A 24,679-nucleotide genomic window follows, 5' to 3' on the forward strand; every position below is an offset into this window, starting at 1 on the left:
TACCGATATGTCAATACATTAATACGAGAGCAAGCGGCTGACGCTTGCCTCACCCTTTGACCGAGCAGCCGTTAATCGTAGAACGGCTCAACCGATACCCGACTGCCGACAAAAAAGCTGTCAGCCACCAGTCGCAGCGGCTGGAGGTCCAGGTCACTGGTTTTGTCGCTAATCAGCTGTTGGAAATGTCGGTACACCGCCGCGTACTCGCCCTCCTCCGAGACGGCTTGACGCACGCCATCGATACTCAACAATGCGCCACCGTTGTCCAGTCGCAGGGTGCCTTCGGTGCAGCGAATCTCGATGCTCCAGAGTTCGTCATGACCGTGGTCGAAATCGAACTCTGCGCGCACGTCGAGGTGACGCGCGTCAGACATTTTGATCGAAGCGGCAATCGGCGACTGGCAGTTATTGGGGACTCGCAGTTCAGCAGACTCGACAAACAGCGGCAGCGCCAACAGATGGGTTGCAATCGACAACGCGTTGATACCGGGATCGAAGACGCCCAGGCCGCCCGGTTGCCAGATCCACGCCTGACCGGGGTGCCATTTGCGTACGTCTTCCTTCCAGTCGATCTGCACGCTTTGCAGGGTGCGGGTAGCCAGCCACGCACGGGCGGCTTCGATACCGGGCGCATAGCGTGAATGCCAGGCGAACAATCCGCTGACGCCTTGCTCCTGCACCTGGCTCACCAATGCCATGGCTTCACCCAGCGTGGCGCACGGCGGTTTTTCGACCAGCACGTGTTTGCCGGCGGACAACGCTTGTTGCACCAGCGCGAAGCGCCCCTGCGGCGGAGTGCAAAACGCAATCGCATCGACCTGCGGGCCCTTGTCGAGCAACTCACCCAGGGACCGAAAGTTCTCGACCCCGGCGCAGGGCTGCCCTTGCGTGGCGACAGAAACCAACTGGAACGCGGGGTTGGCGTTGATAGCGGGGACGTGTTGATCCTGGGCAATCTTGCCGTAGCCCACCAGACCGAGACGGATCGGTTGCATCAATGACTCCTGATTTTTTGTTTTTCTTGATACGCGAATCGGCAAGATTACGTTTGTGTGGCGGGGAAGTCATTGATGATGTGCTGACGTTTCATCTGGCACGCGAGCTGGAGCGATGCTATCCCTGCCAACGGACGCCGAGGGTCGATAGCGGCCCGCCACCGACGCCCCCCTGAACCCGGCGGGGCGAAGGCATCGCACCGTCGCCACGACGGCGCAAAAACAGGTCAGCTCATCCAGTTACCGCCGTCGACATTGTAAGTCTGGGCCACCACATATTCGCTCTCGGACGACGCGAGGAAAATCGCCATGCCCGTCAGGTCCTCAGCGTTGCCCATCCGCCCAAAAGGCACTTCCTGCCCCACGCGCTTTTTCTTTTCACCCAATGGCCGGTTCTCATAGCGGGCAAACATTGCATCGACGCCGTCCCAATGCTCGCCATCGACGACACCTGGGGCGATGGCGTTCACATTGATCCCATGCTTGATCAGGTCCAACCCTGCGGATTGGGTAAGGCTGATCACCGCCGCTTTGGTCGCGCAATACACCCCCACGAGGGCCTCCCCTCTTCGTCCGGCCTGGCTGGCCATGTTGATGATCTTGCCGCCATGCCCCTGAATGATCATCTGACGGGCCGCTGCCTGCAGGGTGAAAAGCGTTCCTGCCACATTGATCGAAAACAGACGCTCGAAGCTGTCGCGGGTGATATCGACAATGGGTGCAAGGTCGAACAGTGCGGCGTTGTTGATCAAGATATCCAGCTTGCCGGTCTGCGCGATGACAGCGGCGATGGCCGCATCGATGGACGCCTGGCGGGTAACGTCCATCTCGACAGCGTATGCGTCAGGCCCCAGCTCGGCGGCCGTGGCTTGGGCACGCTCCAGGTTGATGTCCGCGATAGCGACAGTCGCTCCCTCGCGAATGTAAGCCTGGGCAAAGGAACGTCCAATGCCTCGGGCGGCCCCTGTGATAAGCGCGCTTTTTCCTTCGAGTCGTTTCATTGATGGTTCATCCGTTTTCTAACATTCGGGTAAGCCCGATCAAGGGCAGGCGGGGTGTAGCGTTCAGGCAGCGGGACGCATCAGGACAGACCCGCTCCCACATTAATTGCGCAATCCTGTGGGCGCGTGGCTTGTCCGCGATGGAGGCCACTCGGTGTCCAGACAAACCAGGACAGTGGCCCCGATGCACCGTTGGCTACTTGGGATAACCGGCGCGTTTCATTTCACGTTCGGTGGAGGTCTGTGCGGCAGCGAGTGCCTGATCGACCGACATTTGCCCCGTCAGCGCAGCGGAAAACAGTTTCCCCACGGAGGTGCCTATCGCCTGGAACTCAGGAATCGTGACGTACTGGATGCCGACATAAGGAACCGGCTTGATCGAGGGGTGTGCAGAGTCAGCGTGCTGCATCATCTGCAATGTCACTTGCGCGAAAGGCGCCGCTTGCAGATAGGCCTCGTTGTACGTGGATTGACGCGTGCCAGGCGGAACATTGGCGATGCCGTCTTTTTCAGCGACCAGCTGAATGTATTCTTTCGACGTGGCCCACGTGATGAACGCCTTGGCTGTCTCTTTATGCTTGGAGGTGGCCGGTATCGCCAGCGACCACGCATACAGCCACGAAGAACCCTTGTCGGTGACCTGCGTCGGTGCCGGGGCAAAGCCAACGCGGTCGACGACGTTGCTCTGTTCCTTGTCCGTCGTGAAAGATCCCGCCACGCTGGCATCCACCCAGATCGCGCACTTGCCGCTGTTGAACAGTGCGAGGCTCTCGTTGAAGCCATTGCTCGACACACCGGGTGGCCCATACTTTTTCAGGGTGTCGACGTAGAAGTGCGCCGCGGCGGTCCACTCCGGGCTGGCCAGCTCCGGCTGCCACTGTTCATCGAACCAGCGGGCGCCAAAGGCATTGGCCATGGTGCTCAACAACGCAATGTTCTCACCCCACCCTGCCTTGCCCCGCAGGCACATGCCGTACTGTCCTTTATCGGGTTCGTGCAGCCTGGAGGCGAACTCGCCGAGCTGCGTCCAGGTCGGATGCTCCGGCATGGTCAACCCGGCGCCCTTGAACAGGTCGGTGCGGTAATAAGTGATCGTGCTTTCACCATAGAAAGGCAAAGCATAGAGCGTGTTGTCGACCGACAAGCCCTGGCGTACCGAGGGGAAGATGTCTTGCAGATCGTAGGCCGGCGGCAGTGCCGTGATCGGCTCAAGCCAATGCTTGGCACCCCACAGCGGTGTTTCATAAGTACCAATTGTCAGCACGTCGAACTGCCCGCCCTGAGTCGCGATATCGGTGGTCAGGCGCTGACGCAGGACGTTTTCTTCCAGCACCACCCAGTTGAGCTTCACGTCGGGGTGCTGCTGTTCAAAGATCTTGGAGAGCCGCTGCATCCGGATCATATCGCCATTGTTCACAGTGGCGATGGTGACCGTTTCGGCTGCATGACTGACGAGGGCAAAAGACAGGCCGGCAAAAATGTACAGTGCTTTCGGGATGGTCATCGTAGTGCTCTCCGCTTCGCGCCCTGGACGACGGAAGCTATTATTTTTGTTGTTAACCATTGCCGGGCAAATACAGCTGCGCAGCCATGGTGGACGGCTTGATTACACCAGCTTGGAAAACCCCGGACAAACGCACAGAGGACGGCAACCCGATACTTTTTTTACCGTCCCCGGGACACAGCCTGGCGATCAAAAAAGTATCAGTGCCAAGCAATCCCCGAGCTAGCAAGCGCCAGGCAGGAAGGCGTATGTTGCCTGCATACGAACAACAAATAACAAAGAAAGAGACCTGCCATGCCTGATAGCCGAGCCGCGCTGTTTGAACAGCGCCCCGCCGAACTGGAGGTCATTCTTCCCGAGCCCGATCATTGTTTTCGCTGGTATGAACACGACTACCCCTACTCCCTGGCTCGCTGGAATCACCACCCGGAATTCGAAATCCACCTGATCCGCCAAGGCAGCGGCAAGCTGGTTGCGGGCGATTACATCGGCGCATTCGGTGCCGGACATGTGGCGCTGATCGGCCCTGATCTGCCCCATGACTGGATAGGCGATCTGGCACCCGGCGAGTTCCTGGCAGGACGCGATGTGGTTCTGCAATTCGACGGTGCCGCGATTCTGGCCTTGCGTGAAACGATGCCCGAACTGGGCGAGCTTCAGCACCTGTTTGAACGTGCACGCCGGGGCCTGGAGTTCTGCGGCGCAACGGCTGTGCAGGCCGCACATCTGCTGGAAGACATTGGCCCCGCTCAGGGGCTCGAACGCCTGATTCTGTTTCTGCAACTGATCAATGCACTGATGAAAGCGCCCTCCCAAGACGTCCATGTGCTCGCCAGCGCTTACTACGCGCCAACCCTGGATGCCCAAAGCTCCGAGCGCATCCACAAGGCCTTTGACTACTTGTTGACCGAGCTCACAGGCGACATTCGCCTATCGGTGATTGCCCAGCGCCTGAACATGAGCGAGCCCGGTTTTTCGCGCTTCTTCAAGCGAGTCACCGGCCACGGTTTCATCGACCTGATGCGCAAGCTCAGGGTTCAGCGTGCCTGCCGGCTACTGTTGCAAACCGAGATGTCAGTGGCGGGCATCTGTTTTGAAGTGGGCTATGAAAACCTGTCCAACTTCAATCGGCACTTCCGTATCGAAATGGACCAGACCCCGAGTGAATACCGTCGCGGTTCGGCGATGACCCTGTTCAATCGCAACGGTCCCCACGCCTCCCTGCCGTTCACCAAAGCCCATTGAATGAGCGATGCGAGCCAGTCGGTTCAACCTGGACTCGCTTCCATTGCGATCAAACCGCCGGCTGATGACTGGTCACACAGTGAATCCCTCCGCCACCCGCCGCGACGGCGTCGATATTGAGCTGTACCACCTCCCGGTCCGGGTACAGCTGCGACAACAGTTCAAAGGCCTTCGTATCCGCCGCCTTGTCACCAAACTCAGGGGAAATGACCGCGCCATTCACCAGAAAGTAGTTGATGTATCCGGCAGCAAAGTCCGGGTTGTTGCGGGTGAACTGACTTTTGCGCGGATTGAGCGGTGGCGACAAGGTATGCACCTGCAGCTTGCGGCCATCCGCATCGGTGGCGTTTTTAAGGATGTCCAGGTGCGCCAATGTCACGTTCCGGTCGTATGAATCGGGGTCGTTGTCGAGGTTGGCGACCACCACGCCCGGCTTGACGAAACGCGCATAGAAATCGACATGGGCGTCAGTGATGTCCTTGCCCTTGATGCCCGGCAACCAGATGATTTTACGCAACCCCAAACGGTCTTTCAGTTCCTGCTCGACCTCGGCTTTGGTCCAGTCGGGGTTGCGGTTGCGGTTGATCCAGCTGCTTTCGGTCATGATCCCCGTGCCGTGGCCATCCACTTCGATACCGCCGCCCTCGCCCACCAGTTCGCTGCGCAGATAACGTGCCTGCGTAGTCTCGGCCACCAAAGCGGCCACTTGCGCATCCTCGTCATGCTGCTGTTTGTTGCCCCAGCCGTTGAAGTTGAAATCAACGGCGCCGAGTCCGCCTTCGCCATCGATGACAAAATTGGCGCTGATATCGCGCATCCAGATGTCGTCAAGCTCAGTGGTGACGTAGGTGATATTGGCCGTGCCGCACTGTCGTTCGGCCAGACGCCGCTCGCCCTGGCGGCAGAACACGGTGACCGGCTCATAGCGGGCGATGGTGCGGGCGATCAGGCCCATGGTCGCTTGCACTTCGGGCGTGAAATCCTCCCAGATGGCGCTCTGTGCGCCGAACGCGATGAAGGCCCGTTCGTGTCGGTCGCCCTCGTCCGGCATGCGCCAACGACCTTGTGTCGCCGCGTGCACGGGCGCAAAGCTGAAGCCGAGGGAAGCTGCGGCGCCGAGACCGGCAATCACCGACACCTGCTTGATGAAATCCCGACGTGTCGGGCTGTGTTGATCCTTGTCTGAAGCACTCATTTCGCTGTCGCCGTCTTGAATTTGGTCCAGGTGCGCATCCGCGCCCGCATGTCGGATTGGGGAATGTCCTTGCCCGGAATCAGCCGCGCATAGGTGGCCTCATCGAGGTAAATATCCGGGTTGTTGCGCATCGTCGCATCGACGTCCGGGCGGGCCTTGGCGTTGGATGTCGGGTAGCCGGTGAAATTGCTGATGGCCGCCATGTTCTGCGGGCGCATGACGAAGTTGATGAACGCGTAGGCGTACTCCGGGTGTTTGGCGTCGACCGGAATGGCCATGGTGTCCATCCACACGGTCGTGCCTTCGCGGGGAATGCGGTACTCGAAACGAGTGTGCTTGCCGGCGCTGTCCGAGGTGCGTTGTGCCTGGGTCATGTCGCCGCTGTAACCGAGGGACAGGCACAGGTTGCCGTTGACCAGATCGGTCACGGGTTGCGACTGGAACTTGCGAATGTGCGGTCGCAGCTTCATCAGCAACTCACTCGCTGCGGCCAGGTCTTCAGGCTTGGCGCTGCGCGGTTCACGCCCAAGGTAGTTGAGCACCACCGCCAGCACTTCGTCCGGCGAGTCGATTATCGAGATGCCGCAATCGGCAAATTTCGCCGCCAGTTCCGGTTTGAACAGCATGTCCAGGCTGTTGACCGGGGCGTCGGGCGAACGCTGTTTGACCTGTTCGTCATTGTAGGTCAGGCCGATGGTGCCCCAGGTGTAGGGGACGGTGGCCTGGCTCGACGTTTCGTACTGCCTGCGCAGCTTCTGCAAACCGGGTTCGATGTCGTCCACAGCGGTGAGTTTTGAGCGATCCAGCGGCAGCAGACTGCCGGCGCGCATCAAGCGTTCGGCGACGGTGTCGCCGGGGAAGATCAGGTCATAACCACTGCCGCCGGCGAGCATCTTGGCCTCCAGGGTTTCGCTGCCGTCCATGACGTCGTAGATCACCTTGATCCCGGTTTCGGCAGTGAATCTGGCGAGGGTGTCTTCGGCGAAGTAATCGGCCCAGTTGTAGAGCCGCAGGGTCTTCTCTTCGGCGTGCAGCGGCGACGAGGCGATTGCCCATCCCAAGGCGCCGAGCAACAGCTTGCGGGGAATGCGCATATCAAACTCCTTGAGTGTTCCAGCGTGCATGAAGGTGACGACCGTCCTGACTCAGCAACGCCCCGTACATGTCCGGGCGACGGTCGCGGTAGATGCCCCAGCTCAGGCGTTCTTCGCGCATGGCGTGCAAGTCCAGGCTGTGGACCAGCACGCCGCTGCTGTCGCGATCAGCCTCGGCGAGCAACTTGCCCTTGTGGTTGCAGATAAACGACGAGCCGTAGAAGCTCATTTGCAAGGCCGCATCGGTGGTCGCCACCTCGCGACCGACGCGATTGGCCGCCACCACCGGCAGGATGTTCGCAGCGGCATGGCCACGCATGGTCATCTGCCAGTGGTCACGGGAATCCAGCGCTGCACACCCCGGCTCAGAGCCGATGGCGGTGGGAAACAGCAAGACTTCGGCGCCCATCAACGCCAGGCAGCGGGCGGTCTCGGGGAACCACTGATCCCAGCAGATCCCGACGCCGAGGCGCCCGAACGCCGTGTCCCAGACACGGAAACCGGTGTCGCCAGGGCTGAAATACTCCTTCTCCTGGTAACCGATGGCGTTGGGGATGTGGGTCTTGCGATACACCCCCAGCAAGCGCCCGTCGGCATCGGCCACGCTCAGGGAATTGAAGTAGGCATTGCCAGCCTTCTCGAACCAGCTCAGCGGCAACACCACCCCCAACTCCTTGGCCAGCGCAGCAAAGCGTTTGAGTACGCCGCTGTATCGATACTCTTCGGCCAACGCCAAATGTTTATGGCTTTGCTCGATGCAGAAATACGGCGTAGCGAACAGCTCCTGTAACAGAATGACCTGGGCGCCCTTCGCGGCCGCCTCACGGATCAGTCGCTCGGCCTGATCGAGATTGTTCGGCAAGTCCCAGGTGCACGGCATCTGGGTGGTAGCAATCGTCAACAGGGTCATGGCATCACTCCTGCACAGGCCAGGCGGGCTGCTGCTGGGTGATGCAATGCACCCCGCCGCCGCCATGGGCCAAGTGATTGATCCGCACCGGCACCACCTCGCGCTCCGGGAACGCCCGGGCCAACACTTCGGCCGCCGCATGGTCGGCGTCGATGCCATAGGCCGGCATGATGATCGCGTGGTTGGCGATGTAGAAGTTGGTGTACGAGGCACAGAACACTTCGGCTTCGGTGTCCACGGCATCGGTGGCTTCATAGAGCTCGATCAGCTCGAACGTGCGCCCATGGGCATCGGTGGCCAGCTCCAGTGCGCGACGGTTTTCCCGTGCAACCTCGGCGTACACCGAATCTTTGTCGTGGGTGGCATCCACCAGCAACACGCCGGGGCGGGCGAAGGCGCAGACGCCATCGACGTGGCCGTCAGTCATGTCGCCCGTCACGTAGTCCGGGTCACCCGGCAGCCAGATGGTTTTCTTCACCCCCAGCAGACGGGTGAAGATTTCCTCGATCTCGGCCTTGGTCATGCCCGGGTTGCGATTGGGGTTGAGCAACACAGATTCGGTGGTGATAAGCGTGCCCTCGCCGTCGACATGAATCGCACCGCCTTCGTTGCTCAGCGGGGTGCCAAAGCACGGCACGCCGAGGCGATTGAGTGCGCGGCGTGCCAGGCTTTCGTCGAGGTTATGCAGCGACTTGCCGCCCCAGGCATTGAAGCGCCAGCTCACCCCGCCCAGACCGTGTTGCGGATGGCAGACGAAGCTCGGGCCGGAGTCGCGGCACCAACTGTCGTTCACGGCCAATTCGATCAATTCGATGTTGGGCCCACACAGCGCTTTGGCACTCGCAACGGCCGACGGGTCGACCACCATTTTCACCGGTTCGAACCGGGCAATGGCGTTGGCCACCCGGGCGAAATCCTCCTGCACCAACGGCAAGGTGACGCCCCAGCCCGACTCCCAAAGCGCCTGGTTGTGTGGCCAGACCATCCAGGTCGCGGCGTGCTTCACCCACTCTGCCGGCATCCACCAGCCACTGTTCTGAAGTTCGTTCTGCTGCATGACAAGCACCCTTGAGTTAAGTCATTGTGTTCAATGAAAACTGCCTTCGCGGTCTTGGCATGCATGCTACGGCCGTAAAACAAGGCCAACAAACGATGGATTTTGTAGAAAAGTGATTAGAGGAACTTATCGATATGCTCAAGCACTGGCCTCCGCTCAACACCCTTCGTGGCTTTGAAGCCGCCGCCCGCCTGGGCAGTTTTCACAAGGCGGCCGACGAGCTGCACCTGACCCAATCGGCGATCAGCCAGCAGATCCGCACGCTTGAGGCGTACCTTGAGCAGCCGTTGTTTTTTCGCAGTGGGCGCAGCGTCAGCCTGACCGATGCCGGCCACGATCTGCTCAGCACCACCCAGGCGTTATTGCAGCAACTGGCGGTCGGCATTCGTCGCCTCGGGCAATACCAGAAACCCAACCAACTGGTGCTCAACACCACGCCGACATTCGCCCGTCATTGGTTGCTGCCGCGTCTGGGGGATTTTCGTCGTCAGCACCCGGAGGTCGACCTGTGGATTTTCAGCACCGATGAAGTCCCGGACATGACCACCCAGACCATCGACCTCGCGGTGCGTGACGACATCAGTTCCCAGGCCGAGTGCAGCTTCAAGGTGTTGCACGCCGACCGCCTGTACCCGGCGTGTCATCCAGACGTGTTGACGGTGCCCGTCGAGCAGCGCACCACCCTTCACGGAGAGCGGGAGATGGACTGGAGTCATTGGGCGGTGGAGGCCGGGATTGATGTCGGGCAGAAGGATCAGGGGCTGAATTTCTCCGACCCCGGCCTGCTGCTGGACGCCGCCTGCGCGGGGCTCGGCATCGCCCTGGTCAGTCAGTTGCTGAGTCGGCCGGCACGTGACAGCGGACTGTTGCAGCCCTTGGTGGAAGACACCATTCGCGGCCCGAACTGGGCCTTGCTGACCCATCGTGACAGCGAGAACAATCCGCTGGCGCGAAGCTTCGTCGAGTGGCTGTTGAGTAACCTGGACGCAAAGAGCCAGACGTCTCCCGCACTTGCAATATGAAAGGGGACTCGGCTAATGGCCAGTATTCTCAGCCAAGTCCGTTGATGAAGCTCATATTGAACAACAGAACACTCAACCTAGTGCTATTGAGAGATAGTCGCTTACAAGAAACTTAATTAGTTCAAAAGAACTTCCAGTGCGCCATGACATTATTCAGGCGCCATTTAAGTGACTTGTATTTCACAAAAAACACTCGCTAATGCCGCCGACCGAGACTGCAACAATCATTCAAAAATTCAAACACACCGACGAATGGACTTTAAATATTTAAATCATTTAAAAACAATAACTTAATATTCTATTACCAACTAAAACAAAACCCCTTCAGAAAAACACAAAACCAAAAAAAGACAGGGATCAGTTATAAAAGTTTCAAACTCATTTAATAAATAATAAATTCCATGTAACGCTTTAAAACATCTCTCTTCAATGCTAATAATTCCGCCGCTTCCGGGCTTACAGGCGCTCTCCCCCTCACACGAAGTGAATATCAGCATCAACGCTGATCCCCGGCATTAATCAAATTCAAATAACACCGGCTTGCTCAAGTTCAATAAAACTTGGGCCTGCATTGTGCTGCGCACTAAAACTGCGCGAGGAAGGCATCATCGCTCGTCATCATTCAAGGATTAAAATCCTTTCGATCTTCGGTACCCGTCCAGAAGCCATCAAGATGGCGCCGTTAGTCAAAGCCCTCGCTGCGGAACCCGGCATTGATTCGCAGATATGCATCACCGGCCAACACCAAAGCATGCTCAAACAGGTGCTTGACCTGTTCGACCTCAAGGCCGATTACACCCTCGATGTCATGACCCCGCAGCAAACGCTCAACTCCCTGACGGCGGCGCTTTACGGGGCGATCGACCCGGTGCTGGAAATGACCTGCCCGGACCGGGTGCTGGTGCACGGCGACACGACCTCGGCCATGGTGGCTGCGATGGCGGCGTTCCATCGACGGATCCCGGTCGGCCATGTGGAAGCCGGGCTGCGAACCGGTGATATCTACAGCCCATGGCCGGAAGAAATGAACCGTCGCTGCATCGACCTGGGGGCGGACATGCTGTTTGCGCCCACCCACGAGTCGCGCCAGAACCTGCTCGACGAACGCCTACAGGGTCGCACCTTCGTCACCGGCAATACGGTGATCGACGCGCTGCAGATGACCGCACGGCGCATTGAACAGGATGCCGACCTGCGCGCAAGCCTGGACCGGCAGTTTTCGTTCCTGCAGACCGGCCGCAAGGTCCTGTTGGTGACCGGGCATCGTCGGGAAAATTTCGGTGAAGGCTTCCTGGATATCTGCAAGGCCCTGAGTCATCTGGCTCGGCGTTCGGATATCCAGATCGTTTACCCGGTGCACTTGAACCCCAATGTCATGGGCCCGGTCACCGAGCATCTGGGCGGTCTGCCCAACGTGCACCTGATCCAGCCGCTGGACTACCTGGCCTTCGTGCGCCTGATGCAACGGGCCCATGTGATCCTCACCGATTCCGGTGGCGTGCAGGAAGAAGCACCGTCCCTGGGCAAACCGGTGCTGGTCATGCGTGATGTGACCGAACGCCCGGAAGCTGTGGCGGCGGGCACTGTGCGCCTGGTCGGTACCTCGCCGGGCTCGATCATCGCTGGCGTTAACGCGCTGTTCGATGACGACCTGTTGTGGCGCCGCTGCTCCCAGGCGGCCAACCCTTACGGCGACGGCAAGGCCAGTGCGCGCATCGTCGATGCCCTGATGGGCCGTCCGGTGGACGATTTCATCGTGGCCGGCCAGTCCTTGCCCAAGTTCCTGCAATACCCGTCTGCACAGCCTGCGCCCGAGAAGCATTACCCCGCTTTTACCTCTCGATAAACCAAACCGTTCCTCCCCTTATCAGCTCGAGATCTACCTGAATGAAGTCTTCCGTTGCCATCCATACGGGTGCCCTCAGCGCCCTTGCCTGTGGTGTGAGCCTGCTCGCGCTCATGCCGACCCTTGCCTTGGCCGCGGACAGTCCGCTCACCCAGGCGATCAACCGGCTCAACGCCGACACCCGACAAGAGCGGGAGGTGCGCTTGAGCGATCTGGGGATCGATGCACCGATCATCCTCGGCTCCACCGATGCCCGCCGCGAACTGTATCTGCCGGTGCCGGCAGGTGTTCCGCTGACGGATGCGACGTTGAATTTCGACGCCAGTTACCTCAATGGCGAAGGCGGCCGCAACACGCTGCTGCTGTCGCTGGACGGTTATCCGGTGCGTGCCGAAGGGCTCAGCGAACCCCAGGGTGACGCCAGCGTCACGCTGGGCGTGGACAAAAAAGCGCGGGACAGCGGCTCGCTGCGCCTGGGCATCGCCTGGTCGTCGATCGTGTCCCGTGTGCTGTGCGAAGACGAACGCGCCATCGGCAATGTTCTACGTATCGAACCCGACACCCGCCTGACTTACAGCTATGACGCCAGCCAGTTGCGCGACGTCGGCGCTGCGTGGACGGCCTTGCCTGGTAAGCCGGGGATCATGGTCGCGCCCGGCACCTTATCCGCTGAAAGCTACGATTCGGCATGGCGTCTGGGCGTGGCACTGGAGCGGATTGGCAAGCGCAGTCAAATCCTGCCCTTCCCTGCCGTACAAGACAGCGTCGACCTGAGCGGCCTGCGCATTCCGGCCGAACTGCAAGGTATTCCAGCGTTCGCCAGCCTCAACGGCAAAGGTCGACACACCCTGGCGAACCCGGCGGAGATCGGCGCGTTGCTGGTGTTGGGCCAGACGCCGAACGTCCAGGCGGATCTGGCGGTCAACGACCCGCAACTGCTCACAGCGATCAATGCATCCCTCGACGCGCTGCAGAGCCAGATCCAGGGCTTCGATGCCACGGCGGCCAACGCGTTCACGCAATGGCGTGAGACGCATATCAATGCCGGCCTTGCCGCCAATGGCACTGACAATGTGCGCCTGGCCCTCGTGGGCACGCGCCCGGTTCTGATGATTGCGCCGCATGCCACCGACAAGGCGCTGGCCTTGTTCAGTAGCGCCTGGAACAAACTGGCACGCAGTCGCCAATTGACCGTCAGCGAAGCGCAGCTGCCCTTGAGCACCGACGGCCGTGTCGCCCTGTCTCGCCTGGGCGGCAATCCCGGCGCCATCGACGTGCTGGCCAAGTCTGACTGGAGCACGTCATTCCCTCTGGGCAGCGTGGCTTACGACGGTCGCTTGCCGGTGAAGGCTGTGGTCGACGTGTCTGCCGCGCCCGGCGCTTCTGACACTGCGCCGGTGGCCTCGCTGTTTCTCAATGACTACCTGATTGGCGCGCAGCAGCTGGTAGCCAACGGTGAAAAACAACGCATCGAAGCGCGCATCCCGCGTTACGCCGTGGGCGCGACCAACGTGCTACGCGTGTCGTTCCAGCGCCAGCCCGTGAGTGATCGCTGCCTGGAAACGCCGCAAGCCTTCCCGGTTTCCGTGCTGCCGACCAGCCACATCGTGCTGGAAAAAACCGCGCTGGGTGATGACTTCTCCGGCATGGCCGCGCGCTTTGCCGTGGACACCCAACTCCTGGTGCCTCAGGCCTACCTCGATCATCCGGCGAGCAGCTTGCCGCAAGTGATTTCAGTCGCCGATGCCGCCGGGGTCTCGCCGCTGCGTGCGCAATTGAAGGTCATCACAGATCCGAAAGCCTCGGTCACGCTGGACAAGGCCTTCCTCGCCTTCGAGCTGCCGATCAAAGACAGCAAGGAGTCCGTGCAGGTCGACGAGCAGGGGCGCCTGCGCATCAATCACAAGGATCAAGTGTTGCTTGACGTGCATCCGCTCAATCACCTTGCCTCGTTGCAAGTGGTCGATGCCGGCGGCCAGCACGGTATGGTCTATCGCGCATTGGGCAATGACTCGCCACGCTTCGCCAAACAGATTCTGCTGACCCGCGGCGATGTGGCCATCCTCGGCGACAATGGTGCCCTGACGACCTTCGACACTCAGGATCCAAGCGGCAGCCAATTGATCGACAACGAAGAACCCAAGGGCCTGGACGCCTGGCGGACACCGTCGCTGTTGTGGCTGATTCCGGGTGGCATCCTGTTGGTTCTCATCCTGTTGCTGGCTGGCCGTAACGCCCGTCGCAATCGCCAGTAACGGAACCCTTCGATGACGTCGCTTTATTGGCCCTATTGGCTGGCTCACTACTACAGCTTTCTGGAGATCTCGACCATCGTGGTCGCGGTGCTGATCCTGATTTCCAGCCTGGACGACCTGTTCATTGACCTGTGGTACTGGTCGCGCCGCCTGTTTCGCAAGTTCACCGCGGACCGCAAATACCGGCCGCTGACCGCCGAGCAGTTGATGGCCCGGGATGAGCAGCCGCTGGCAATCATGGTCCCGGCCTGGCTGGAATATGACGTCATCGCGCCGATGATCGAAAACATGGTGTCGACCCTCGATTACCAGAACTATGTGGTTTTCGTCGGCACCTACATCAACGATCAGCGCACCATTGACGAAGTGGAGCGCATGCGTCGGCGCTACAAGCAGCTGCACCGCGTGGAAGTCCCGCACGCCGGGCCGACCTGCAAGGCCGACTGCCTGAACTGGGTGATCCAGGCGATCTTCCTGCATGAGAAAACCCACGGCATGACCTTCGCCGGCGTCGTATTGCACGACAGCGAAGACGTGCTGCACCCGATGGAATTGCGCCTGTTCAACTACTTGCTGCCGCGCAAGGACATGATCCAGTTGCCCGTGGTTTCGCTGGAACGCAACTGGTACGAATGGGTGGCCGGCACCTACATGGACGAGTTCGCCGAATGGCACGGCAAGGACCTGGTGGTGCGTGAAAGCATGACCGACACGGTGCCGTCTGCCGGCGTCGGCACCTGTTTTTCCCATCGCGCCCTGCGTGTGCTGGCCGGGGAAACCCAGAACCAGCCGTTCAACACTGACAGCCTCACCGAGGACTACGACGTCGGCGCACGCCTGGCCAAGGTCGGCATGAACGCGATCTTCGTGCGCTTCCCGGTGCAGTTTCGTGTGCTGCGCAAATCCTGGTTTCGCAAGCCTTACGAATCGACGCTGAAGATGCCGTTGTGTGTGCGCGAATTCTTTCCCGATACCTTCCGCACCGCGTTCCGGCAGAAGGCTCGTTGGACGCTGGGCATCGGCCTGCAAGGCTGGGAGCAAATGGGCTGGAACGGTTCGCTGGCCAACCGATATCTGTTGTTCCGTGACCGCAAAGGCGTAGTGACGGCGTTTGTCAGCATCATCGCCTACGTGATTCTGGTCCAACTGTTGGGCCTGATCATCCTGCGCCAGAGCGGCCTGTGGGACGTGAGTTTCCCCACGCCGTTCGAAACCAACGGCTTCATCAAATACTTGCTGCTGGCCAACGGTGTTGCGCTGGCCTGGCGCATCGCGCATCGCTGTTACTTCACCACCGTGCTGTACGGCTGGCAGCACGGTTTGCTGTCGATCCCGCGCATGGTGGTGGGCAACTTCGTCAACTTCATGGCCGCGTCACGGGCCTGGCGCATGTTCCTGGTCGGCAAGGTCATGAACCGCAAACTGGTGTGGGACAAGACCATGCACGACTTCCCGTCCACCGACCTGGTCGCCGCCGCCCCGCGCAAGCTGGGCAGCGTGTTGCTGTCCTGGCAGGCGATCAACGAAACCGACCTGCAAAGCGCCCTCGCCGAACAGAAAACCCGGCACATGCCATTGGGGCGGATCTTGCTCAGCAATGGCTGGCTGGACGACGAGACGCTGGCCGAAGCCATCGCCTTCCAGAATGACCTGCCGCGGGTGTTCGATGTGGCCCACAAGGCGCAGGCGTCGACCCTCACCCTGGATGATGAGTTCGCCCTGCGCTGGCGTGTGGTGCCGGTGGGTTTGAATGCCGACGGCCGAGTCCAACTGGCCGTGGCCAGTCCGTTGCCGGCCGAAGGTCTGCAACAAGTCAGCGAGGTACTGGGCAGCGAGCCGGTGCAGCTGATTGCCCGTGAAAGCGAAATCGTTGCGCAGTTGCGCCTGATGAATGTGCGCGAAGGCCAGTCGGTACCAGATGCCCGCGCGCCACTGTTGGGTGACCTGTTGATCGAAATGGGCTTGCTGGATCGCGACGTGTTCAACCGCACCATGTTGCAGTACCGCCCGCAGCGTCACGGACGCATCGGCGACTATCTGGTCGACAGCGGCGTGCTGCCCCGCGCCACCATCGAAAAGGCCGTGGCACGTCAGCACAGCCACTACCCTGCGGAGCTTCCGGCATGAATCGCCCCTTGCTGACCCTCATGGCCACGGGGCTGAGCCTGATACCTGCGCTGGCTCATGCCGAAACACTGCCATTACCGTTGACCGGTCCGGCCTACGTCACCGCCAACGAAGCCTACAGCGCCTACGAGCGCAAAGACTACGACCTGGCCATCGCCAAGGCCCGCGAAGCGTTGCGTCAGCGCGCCGACATCACCCGTTTGAACAGGCTGATCGTGCTGGCTCAACGGGACAAGGATCTGCGTGATCATCCCAAGCGCTACCCACAGTCACGTCAGGCTCCAGGCTTCGGCGCCGCCGCCCAGGCCTTCAAGGCCTATGATCGCGATGATTTCGGCGCGGCGGCACAGGCGTCACGCAAAGCCATCGCTCAGGCACCCAAACGCATGGATTATCGACTGCTGCTGATCGAGTCGTTGCAGCGTCAACAACATCTTCAAGAAGCGGATCAGGCCACCACTCAGGCATTGGCCGTGTTCCCGGACGACGATACGTTGCTGATGCGCCGCGAAGCGATTCGTCGGCAATTGGCCGCACCGCTGGCCGTCGAAAGTTATCGCGCCCTGGAGCAAGGCCAGATGCCGCTGGCCGTGGATAAGGCCCGGAAAGCCGTCGCCTGGGCACCGGAAATCGGCGCCAATCAGCAACTGCTGATCAGCGCCCTGCTCGCAGCCAAGGATTACCGAGGGGCCGAGGTGGCCGCGTCTGGCGCACTGGCTCAGGACGATGGCGAAATCGCACCGTGGATCCTGCGCAGCTACGCCCTTGATCGTCAGGGTAAAACAGCGGCAGCCGAGGCTGACCTGAATCACGCCCTGTCCATCGATGGCCTGCTGGAAACCGAAACCCGCGACATTCGCTTCTTCGCCGCCGACGCTGCGCTGGCCCATGGCGAGCCTCAGCGGGCGCTTGATCAGCTGCAACCTTTGGCCGATGACGAAGGCGGCGAAGTGGCCCGTCGACGCACAGCCGCCCGAATGGCCCTCAGGCAAAAAAACAACGGGTTGAACGCTGTCGCCCAGTTTCCGGCCCCGGCCCTGAACTGTCAGGAAACCGCTTTTGGCCTGGTCTGCGATATCTGGCCGGGCAACCAGCGCGACGGCGGAACCGACAAGGCCGGTCAGGCTTACGCCGCACTCGCCAGCAAGGACCCCGCCTCGGCCGTCGTCCTGGCCAACGAAGCCATTGCCCGTGCGCCGCAGAATCCAGCGTATCGACGGTTGCTCGTCAGCGCCTTGAGTGATCAGAAACGAGTGCCCGAAGCCATCGCGGCGGCCAGCGAGGGGCTCCGGCTCACAGGCGACGACGCCCGACTGCTGGCCCAACGCGGTCGTCTGCGCCAGCAATCGGGTGACGACGCCGGGGCTCGCCAGGACTTTACCCAGGCCTTGGCACTGGGCAGCCTGCCTGCTTATGAAGAAGCCAGTCTGTACAGCGCCATCGGCCAGCGCCGAACCGCGCGCGAACGGCTGCAACAAGCGCGGGACACGGGTGAACTGGAATCGATGAGCGACCTGCAGATCGCTTACTTGTCGGTCCAGGCCGGCGACGATGAGGGTGCCCACGCATCGTTCCGCAAGGCCGATGCCGAGACGCGACTGACGCCGACAGCCACTCAGGACGCGGCCTATAACGCGATGCGGGTCAATGATGACGAACAAGCCGTCAGCTACTTCAAGCGCGTCATCGACGCAAACAATGCCGGTGAACCGGACCTGTCCCCGCAGCAGCTGTTCGACACCCGTCGCGCCGTGGCCGATGTCTCGCGCACCTGGGGTTTGACCAACACCACCAGTTACCGCGGCAACAGCACCAGCAGCGGCCTGAGCTCAGCGCCGAGCGGCGGCAATAGCAGCAATGACAGCCTGCAAAACAGCACCGAATTGTCCTGGCGCCCGTTGGGCTATCGCAATGCACGCTTTGTCGAACTCTACGGACGCGTCACCGACACGCTGTGGAGCAAGAACAGCGATTCGGACACCGGTTTCGATGCGCTGCAAGGCGCGGTGGGTGTACGGGTCAAACCCTTCACGTCGCTGAACGTGATGGCCGCCGTCGAGCGCACATTCCCCTTGGGATCGTCGGACGTCGACGGTGACTGGCTGCTGCGTCTGGGCTATGGCGCAAGCGTCGGGACCGATCTGCGGGTCGATGCCTCCAGCTGGTGGACTTCGCAGTTGTTCGCTGAAGCCGGACATTACGTCAACGACTCGCGGGACTATTTCAACAGCGAATGGCAGGTCGGCCGCAGCTATGCCATCGGTGGCGCGGGCTCACGCTGGGTGACGTTCCCCCATGTGGTGGCCGCGTTCGATTACGACTCGAAGATGAACAGTGGCACCGACTCCGATGGCAAATCGGACTCATCGTCCGGCAAGGCCGGTGGCATCGGTGTCGGCAACAACGTGCGCTACTGGTTCCGCGAAGATGCGTACAACGCGCCCCGCTCCTATCTCGACTTCTCCCTGCAGTACCGCGTCAAGGTGCTGGGCGATGATCGCGCTCAAGGTGTCTTCGGTCGCCTGACTTATTCCTATTGAGGACTTGCATGAAGATTCGATTCTGTTTGTGGCTGGGACTTGGCCTGATCCCGATGGGGGCAAACGCCGCCCCTGAAATTGCCCAGTTGTACGCGCCAAAACTGCCGGAGGGTTCGGCCTGGGTGCGGGTGGTCAACCCCTCCGACACTGCCATGCAGGTCCAGGTGGGCCAGGGCGCGAGTTTCGCCCTCTCGACCCAGGCGACGGTGGCCAGTCCTTTTCAGGTCGTGGACTCGCGACAGCCGCTGCAAGTGACCGTCAACGGTCGCGAGATAAAGGGCCTGAGTGCACCGAAAAGTGCGTGGGTCACGCTGATTCTCGACAGTGACCCGGCGCGGGCACCCCGTCTGGTCATCGACCCGCCGCTGCGCGGCAAAGACTTGCGTGCCGAACTCAACCTCTACAACCTGGCCAGCGGTTGCGAAAAGGCCGGGGTGAAACTGGCTAACCATGCCCCGGTGTTCAATCAAGTGCCGTTCAACGGTCAGGCCCAGCGCACGATTAACCCGGTGCAAGCAACGCTGGTTGCCAATTGCGAGCAGAACATCAGCCTGCCGTTCAAGCTGGCGCCCTTCAAGGCCGGCGATCGTTACAGCCTGTTCCTGGTCGGCTCCCGGCAGGCTCCACGCCTGATCGGCCTTGTCGACCAGACCGCGCCATGACCCTTCAATGGAAATCTCGCTGGCCGGTTTCCGCCCTGATCGCCGGTGTCTTGTTGAGCCTGTCAGGCACCGGCGTTGAAGCGGCCTCGGCGGTCATTACCGGCGAAGGTGGCTGGCTGTTCCCGGCCTGGGAAAGCCTGAGCAAGGTCGATAACCCCGGCACGACTCGCAACATTGCGCTGGTGAAACAACTCCAGCAGAACCTTGCGCGGGAACACATCAGTCTGGTCGTATTGGTAGTGCCGATGAAAGCGCCGTTTTATGCCTCGCGCCTGCCCGCCAGTCAGCCCTTGAGCCCGGCCGTGATGCAGCGCTACGAGCTCTTGCAGAGCGAGCTGACTCAAGCAGGCCTGACCATGCTGAACATCAAGCCCGTCCTGCAACGCACTGAACACGGCAAACAGACCGCGTTTTATCGCGCCGACTACCACTGGACCGCCTGGAGCGCGGAAAACACCGCCGACGCCACGGCGCAACTGATTACCGAGCGTTACCGCCTGCAAGGCGAACCCGGCGGTGGCGCGGCGCTGGGCGAGTGGTTCGACCGACGCGCGTTCGGCGATCTGGCGAGCAATTTCCTGCCGGCGATCAAACGTAAATCGATTGGTCGCGACATCTACACCGTTCGCCATCAGGCCCAGAACGACTTGCTGATCGATGACGCACCGGCACCGGTTCAGGTGATCGGCAACAGCTTTGTCCAACCTTACCTGGGCTTTACGCAAAAGCTTTCCAATGCCCTGGACCGTCCCGTCGCGCTGACCTGGAATCCTGGCGATGTCGGCCCATGGGCTACGCTGCTGCAATACTTGGAGTCTGCGGATTTCGCCCAACACAAACCGCAAGTGATCGTCTGGCAATTCAACGAGGGCCAGTTCCACCTCGGCCCCGATGCCGCAGCTAACTGGAACGCCAAAGGCGTCACCTCGCTGAGCCAATGGCATCAGCGCATCAATAAGGCGCTTCCGTGAACATTCTTGGTTACACCGCCAGTCGCGCGACCATTGCGGGTCTGTTGTTTGCCGCCATTCTCGGCACCGGGACCGGCGTGCTCTACGTGACGGACAAAAAGGCCCAGACCCCAGGGATCGTCGGCATCGTCTGGCAGCCGGACAACAAGACCGTCGGCATCAATGGCCACTGGGAAAAGCTGGGGGCCCGCGAGCTGCTGGTGCAATGGACTGTCGTCGACGATCAGGCATTCGTTGCCGGTTCCGGCCTGCCCAGCGTGCCGGTTCTGCCCGATTGGGCACGCATCGCCAAGGCCCCTTGGGCGCAAGACGTCATCCTTGGACTGGCCGGCTATTTCAGCGAAAACCGCTCACGGGACAACATCGAGCAACTGGCGGCAGTCTCGGCACGCATCGCCAAATTGCCGACGCCCTTGCACGTCACCGGCTGGTATTTCCCCGCCGAAGTCGACCCCAGCTGGACCCGCGCCAAAGAACTGCCCGCCCTGCTGGCCAAGCTGCCACGACCGTTATGGATCAGCGTATATGACGGTGCGAACATCGGTCCTGTCGCCACGGCAGAATGGCTCAAGCAGTGGCTGCCGAATGACATTGGCGTGTTCTTCCAGGACGGCGTCGGTGTCTACGCCCGCACCGCACCGGTCGCCAGGACCTACGCCGACGCGTTGCGCGAGCGTCTGGGCAAAGACCGGGTGCGCATCATCGTCGAAGCCTTTCGCCCCAACTTCGGCGGCGGCTTTCGCTCCGCCACCGCCGCCGAGCTCAAGCCGCAATTGGCGGCCTATGACGGTTATCCGCTGTACCTGTTCGACGGACCGCACTACGTGACGCCTGAGCTGGTGGAGCAACTGGCGCGATAACGTAGATCATCAGCGTCAGGTCGGATTAACCCTTGACCGCCGCTTCGATCGCCGCGACATCGATTTTCCCCATCTGCATCATCGCGTTGAACGCGCGCTTGGCCGCTGCTTGATCGGGATTATTGATGGCATCCGTCAGGACGCGGGGCGTGATCTGCCACGACAATCCCCATTTGTCCTGGCACCAGCCGCAGACGTTTTCCTGGCCGCCGTTTCCGACAATCGCGCTCCACAAGCGGTCGGTTTCGGCCTGGTCGTCAGTCGCCACCTGGAACGAGAACGCCTCGTTGTGCTTGACCCCCGAGCCCCCGTTCAGGCCGAGACACGGAATGCCCATCACCGTGAATTCGACCGTCAATACATCGCCCTGCTTGCCCGCAGGATAGTCGCCAGGCGCGCGAAGGATGGTGCCCACCGCGCTGTCGGGAAACGTCTTGGCGTAGAACGTCGCGGCCTCCAGTGCGGCGCCGTCGTACCAGAGGCAAATCGTGTTTTTGCTGACCATTCTGGTTCTCCATCAATGGGGAATGAATGGTCATTCTAGCTGAGCGACCAGATGGACCACGAAGAGGGCCATGCCCCTTGTCGGCAGATCAACGCTGTAACGAAGTCCAGCGTGCTGATTACTGGAAACTCGGCTCGGCGCAAACCGCTGATGTGGCGCGAAGTGTACGCAGCCCCAACAGCACGATCACCACCATGACCAGCCCCGCGCCGATGGCGACGCCGAACCCTGCCCGTGCGCCATAGGCGTCGATGACCAGCCCCGCGAGTACGCCACCGAGCGCCACTCCGATGCTGATGCCCGTCGTCATCCACGTCAGGCCTTCGGTGATCCTGGACGGTGGAACGATGATCGTACCAAGGTTCATGACGACGACCATCGTTGGTGCGAATGACATGCCTGCCACAAACAGCATCCCGGAAAGGATGTAGACGTCCGGCGAGAAAATGGGCAAGACGGCTGTAACTGCCGTGATCAGAACGCCAACGAAGAACTGCTTTTCAATCGACAAGGAGACCCTCAACGCGCCGAACGTCAGGCCCGCGATCATTGAGCCGAGCGCATAGGCTGCGAGGATGAAGCTGGCGGACGCTGGCCAGTCTTGTGCGTTGGCGAAGGCCACCACCGCCACATCGATTGATCCGCCAATCACCCCCATCGCCAGGAGTGCCAGAACGATGGTGCGAACGCCGGGAATCAGCAAGGTAGAGCCGGTGCTCTTCCTGACGCCCACGACGACCTTAGGTTCTGTCTGCTTTTGCAGAAGAAAAGCGCTCACGCCGATGACCAGCAGCAAGACCGCGACAAGCGGTCCGGCTTCGGCAAAAAAACTGACGCTCAGACCGATGGCCAGGGGTGGACCGATAATGAAAGCGAGCTCAGTCAGCACCGTGTCCAGAGAGAAAGCCGTGTGCAACTGCGGCTTGCCACGGAAAAGCTGTGTCCAGCGTGCTCTTATCATCGCGGGCATGCTGGGCATCGTGCCCGCCAGTGCCGCAAGAATAAACAACAGCGGGGTCGGCGCCCTCATAGAGACGGCAACGATCAGCGCCAGCAACATGCCAATGCTGAAGGTGGTGACTAAGGGCAGCACTCGACTCTGCCCCCGCTGATCGACGAGTTTCGACACCTGCGGGCCGATCAGCGCATTTGCCAGGGTAAAGGTACCGGCGACCGAGCCAGCCAGCCAATAAAGTCCCGTCTGCTGCACCAACATGGTAATGATGCCGATGCCGATCATTGCCTGCGGCAGACGGGCAATGGAACTCGCGATCACCAACCCCATGACGCCCGGGGTAGTGAGCAGTTCGCGGTAGGGATTTGCCATGATTTCTCCTTTTTATAATGCTTCGCCGATGGGTACCCCGCTGCACGCCCGCAAACTGTTGCGGGCGCTTTATCGGCGACTCAATGGCACATGTGAACCAGCAAGCAAGCGAGGCAGTTGTTCACCATAGCTGAGCGTCTCACCCTCAAAGACCAGCGCCGTGGCTTCAGGACTGCGTGCAACCTGGGCTTCGAATAGTTGATGAATACACAGATGAACAGAAAATTCAGACGTAACTTGGTCGTGCATCCTTGCCTCCAGAAGTGAACAAACTCACTTCTATCGATTGTTCGCACTTGCATCATGCAAGTGCAGTCCTCGGAATATTATCTAATCAATCCAACCTGCCATCTGCCGCAAACTATCCAATGGCAACGCGTCGATCATTAGAACTAACTATTTAGGGCAGGCATATCCGCCACCCCCTCTTACCCGTGTTATCACATGTAACCAATGCCACCTAAAACGCCCATCCCAGACAGCTCGCAGCTAACAAAAAACGGTGTATTCATAGCGCATTAAAAACAACATTCACGGCCAGAAAACCAGAATGTTTTGTTTCTGCACTAGAGACACGATGATCTTCGAGTCTATTTGGCAAGAGCATTTCTATCCGGTTTCAGCTACGGGTTCCAGCGACGCCAAGACTCTCCCCCTGAAACATCGAAGTCAATACCGGGAGGAAACTGACACATCCTAACGAAGTAAAACTGCCTGTCCAGACGAATATCAAGTTCGATAAACGTGGGAAAAATCACCGTTCGGTGAGTTTTTTGTAGGCGTCATCCTACGTACCGATCACCATGGTACGCACTGTCGTCTTGACCCTTCCTGCATTCATTGCCGGCATCGATAGGCACAATCAATTCAATGAAGTTCTCATAAAAAATCTTCGGCGGACGATCAGGCTGCATCACGCAGCACTTCTCTTATGCCTAGCCGCGAACACCTGAGCCCTGCCTCCTTGAGGCCTTTTGTCGTTCAATGCCGTGACGTCGATAGCCACCATCAACACACTACTCGATGGCACATTCGGCCGGGGCCTCCGGGCTTTTTTACGTAAATGAAACCTATCTCCGCCTGATCTTTTTTTATCAAATTTAATTTGTCACTTATCGCAAAATGATATTAAAAACTGTCAGATTTAACAGGTTCCCACCTTAACATCATCGTCTACCCTCTCACTGAAAAAACCAATACCCAAAAGGCGCTACAACACAAGGACAATTCCAAATGAATTTAACTCCCGAACAACTCTCAACACTATCCCCCAAAGAACTTGAAACCTTATTATTATTAGAAGAACTTGAAGCTTTATCAAAAGCAAAAGAAAACCTACCGAAATCAAACATCCACCTCGAAGAGGTCGGATCCAACAAAGTTAGCGTAATCAAATCATTAAGAATGTTGACTGAAATGGAAATGAGCTTGACCGACGCCAAGAATCTCGTTGACCGCGCACCGACTGTTGTATTGACCGTACCGACAGAGGAGGCTGAAAAGGCAAAAATCGAGCTTGAGGCGGCTGGAGCGAAAGTTTCGATTAAGTCCGTATGAACG

Annotated in this window: 20 protein-coding genes; 10 read left to right on the plus strand and 10 right to left on the minus strand. The window is 59.9% G+C overall.

Annotated features, from left to right (window positions below):
- Positions 1 to 71: 71 nt before the first annotated feature.
- From BLU63_RS30895 to BLU63_RS30905, 3 genes are all read right to left on the minus strand, one after another.
- Positions 72 to 998, minus strand: coding sequence for a Gfo/Idh/MocA family protein (locus BLU63_RS30895; RefSeq protein ID WP_083377087.1), 927 nt, complete (start codon positions 996 to 998; stop codon positions 72 to 74).
- A 227-nt stretch (positions 999 to 1,225) separates the two neighbouring features.
- Entirely contained in the window at positions 1,226 to 1,999 is a 774-nt protein-coding gene (locus BLU63_RS30900; protein WP_083377088.1) for an L-iditol 2-dehydrogenase, read from the minus strand.
- A 196-nt stretch (positions 2,000 to 2,195) separates the two neighbouring features.
- A complete protein-coding gene (locus tag BLU63_RS30905) occupies positions 2,196 to 3,503 on the minus strand; it encodes an ABC transporter substrate-binding protein (RefSeq protein WP_083377089.1) in 1,308 nt (435 codons plus the stop codon).
- A gap of 294 nt (positions 3,504 to 3,797) precedes the next feature.
- Between BLU63_RS30905 and BLU63_RS30910 the strand changes: the two genes are divergently transcribed.
- Complete coding sequence (locus tag BLU63_RS30910) at positions 3,798 to 4,748, plus strand: helix-turn-helix domain-containing protein (RefSeq protein WP_010459147.1); 951 nt, start codon at positions 3,798 to 3,800, stop codon at positions 4,746 to 4,748.
- 49 nt (positions 4,749 to 4,797) lie between these two features.
- Here the strand turns inward: BLU63_RS30910 and BLU63_RS30915 are convergent, their stop codons facing one another.
- From BLU63_RS30915 to BLU63_RS30930, 4 genes are read right to left on the minus strand one after another with little or no spacing between them, the layout of a single operon-like run.
- Positions 4,798 to 5,943 carry an agmatine deiminase family protein gene (locus BLU63_RS30915; RefSeq protein ID WP_083377090.1) on the minus strand — a complete coding sequence of 382 codons (1,146 nt, stop codon included), beginning with the start codon at positions 5,941 to 5,943 and terminating at the stop codon, positions 4,798 to 4,800.
- Positions 5,940 to 7,037, minus strand: a complete 1,098-nt coding sequence (locus BLU63_RS30920; RefSeq protein ID WP_083377091.1) for an extracellular solute-binding protein — start codon at positions 7,035 to 7,037, stop codon at positions 5,940 to 5,942. Before BLU63_RS30920 ends, BLU63_RS30915 begins: the two co-directional genes overlap by 4 nt.
- A 1-nt stretch (position 7,038) precedes the next feature.
- The gene (gene aguB, locus BLU63_RS30925; RefSeq protein WP_077750105.1) at positions 7,039 to 7,947 is read right to left on the minus strand and encodes an N-carbamoylputrescine amidase; all 909 of its coding nucleotides are present in this window, start codon (positions 7,945 to 7,947) and stop codon (positions 7,039 to 7,041) included.
- Between the two features lie 4 nt (positions 7,948 to 7,951).
- Entirely contained in the window at positions 7,952 to 9,004 is a 1,053-nt protein-coding gene (locus tag BLU63_RS30930; RefSeq protein WP_083377092.1) for an agmatine deiminase family protein, read from the minus strand.
- A gap of 134 nt (positions 9,005 to 9,138) precedes the next feature.
- Here BLU63_RS30930 and BLU63_RS30935 point away from each other — a divergent pair, with 134 nt between their 5' ends.
- The 8 genes from BLU63_RS30935 to BLU63_RS30970 all read left to right on the plus strand — a co-directional run bounded on the left by BLU63_RS30935 (position 9,139) and on the right by BLU63_RS30970 (position 21,287).
- Positions 9,139 to 10,026 carry a LysR substrate-binding domain-containing protein gene (locus BLU63_RS30935; RefSeq protein WP_077750103.1) on the plus strand — a complete coding sequence of 296 codons (888 nt, stop codon included), beginning with the start codon at positions 9,139 to 9,141 and terminating at the stop codon, positions 10,024 to 10,026.
- Positions 10,027 to 10,633: 607 nt separating this feature from the next.
- Complete coding sequence (gene wecB, locus BLU63_RS30940; RefSeq protein WP_081854013.1) at positions 10,634 to 11,872, plus strand: non-hydrolyzing UDP-N-acetylglucosamine 2-epimerase; 1,239 nt, start codon at positions 10,634 to 10,636, stop codon at positions 11,870 to 11,872.
- 41 nt (positions 11,873 to 11,913) lie between these two features.
- Positions 11,914 to 14,127: a hypothetical protein gene (locus tag BLU63_RS30945; protein WP_083377093.1), complete on the plus strand. Its 2,214-nt coding sequence runs from the start codon at positions 11,914 to 11,916 to the stop codon at positions 14,125 to 14,127.
- Positions 14,128 to 14,139: 12 nt separating this feature from the next.
- Positions 14,140 to 16,254 (plus strand): glycosyl transferase family protein, encoded by a 2,115-nt coding sequence (locus tag BLU63_RS30950; protein WP_083377094.1) that lies wholly within the window; start codon positions 14,140 to 14,142, stop codon positions 16,252 to 16,254.
- Positions 16,251 to 18,794, plus strand: coding sequence for an NfrA family protein (locus tag BLU63_RS30955; protein ID WP_083377095.1), 2,544 nt, complete (start codon positions 16,251 to 16,253; stop codon positions 18,792 to 18,794). Before BLU63_RS30950 ends, BLU63_RS30955 begins: the two co-directional genes overlap by 4 nt.
- Positions 18,795 to 18,802: 8 nt before the next feature.
- Positions 18,803 to 19,456 (plus strand): alginate O-acetyltransferase AlgF, encoded by a 654-nt coding sequence (locus BLU63_RS30960; RefSeq protein WP_083377096.1) that lies wholly within the window; start codon positions 18,803 to 18,805, stop codon positions 19,454 to 19,456.
- Positions 19,453 to 20,427, plus strand: a complete 975-nt coding sequence (locus BLU63_RS30965) for an alginate O-acetyltransferase AlgX-related protein (protein ID WP_083377097.1) — start codon at positions 19,453 to 19,455, stop codon at positions 20,425 to 20,427. Before BLU63_RS30960 ends, BLU63_RS30965 begins: the two co-directional genes overlap by 4 nt.
- Positions 20,424 to 21,287, plus strand: a complete 864-nt coding sequence (locus BLU63_RS30970) for an alpha-amylase family protein (RefSeq protein ID WP_077750097.1) — start codon at positions 20,424 to 20,426, stop codon at positions 21,285 to 21,287. The genes BLU63_RS30965 and BLU63_RS30970 overlap by 4 nt, the downstream gene beginning before the upstream one ends.
- A 25-nt stretch (positions 21,288 to 21,312) precedes the next feature.
- On the opposite strand, the gene BLU63_RS30975 is transcribed toward BLU63_RS30970, so the two are convergent.
- From BLU63_RS30975 to BLU63_RS32945, 3 genes are all read right to left on the minus strand, one after another.
- Positions 21,313 to 21,792 (minus strand): VOC family protein, encoded by a 480-nt coding sequence (locus BLU63_RS30975; RefSeq protein ID WP_010459133.1) that lies wholly within the window; start codon positions 21,790 to 21,792, stop codon positions 21,313 to 21,315.
- 118 nt (positions 21,793 to 21,910) lie between these two features.
- Positions 21,911 to 23,119, minus strand: coding sequence for an MFS transporter (locus tag BLU63_RS30980; RefSeq protein WP_083377098.1), 1,209 nt, complete (start codon positions 23,117 to 23,119; stop codon positions 21,911 to 21,913).
- 69 nt (positions 23,120 to 23,188) lie between these two features.
- A complete protein-coding gene (locus BLU63_RS32945; RefSeq protein ID WP_144443436.1) occupies positions 23,189 to 23,368 on the minus strand; it encodes a hypothetical protein in 180 nt (59 codons plus the stop codon).
- Positions 23,369 to 24,352: 984 nt separating this feature from the next.
- Between BLU63_RS32945 and BLU63_RS30985 the strand changes: the two genes are divergently transcribed.
- Entirely contained in the window at positions 24,353 to 24,676 is a 324-nt protein-coding gene (locus tag BLU63_RS30985; protein ID WP_083377099.1) for a ribosomal protein L7/L12, read from the plus strand.
- The last annotated feature ends 3 nt before the right edge of the window (positions 24,677 to 24,679 follow it).

The organism is Pseudomonas mandelii, from assembly GCF_900106065.1.
Classification (GTDB): domain Bacteria; phylum Pseudomonadota; class Gammaproteobacteria; order Pseudomonadales; family Pseudomonadaceae; genus Aquipseudomonas; species Aquipseudomonas mandelii.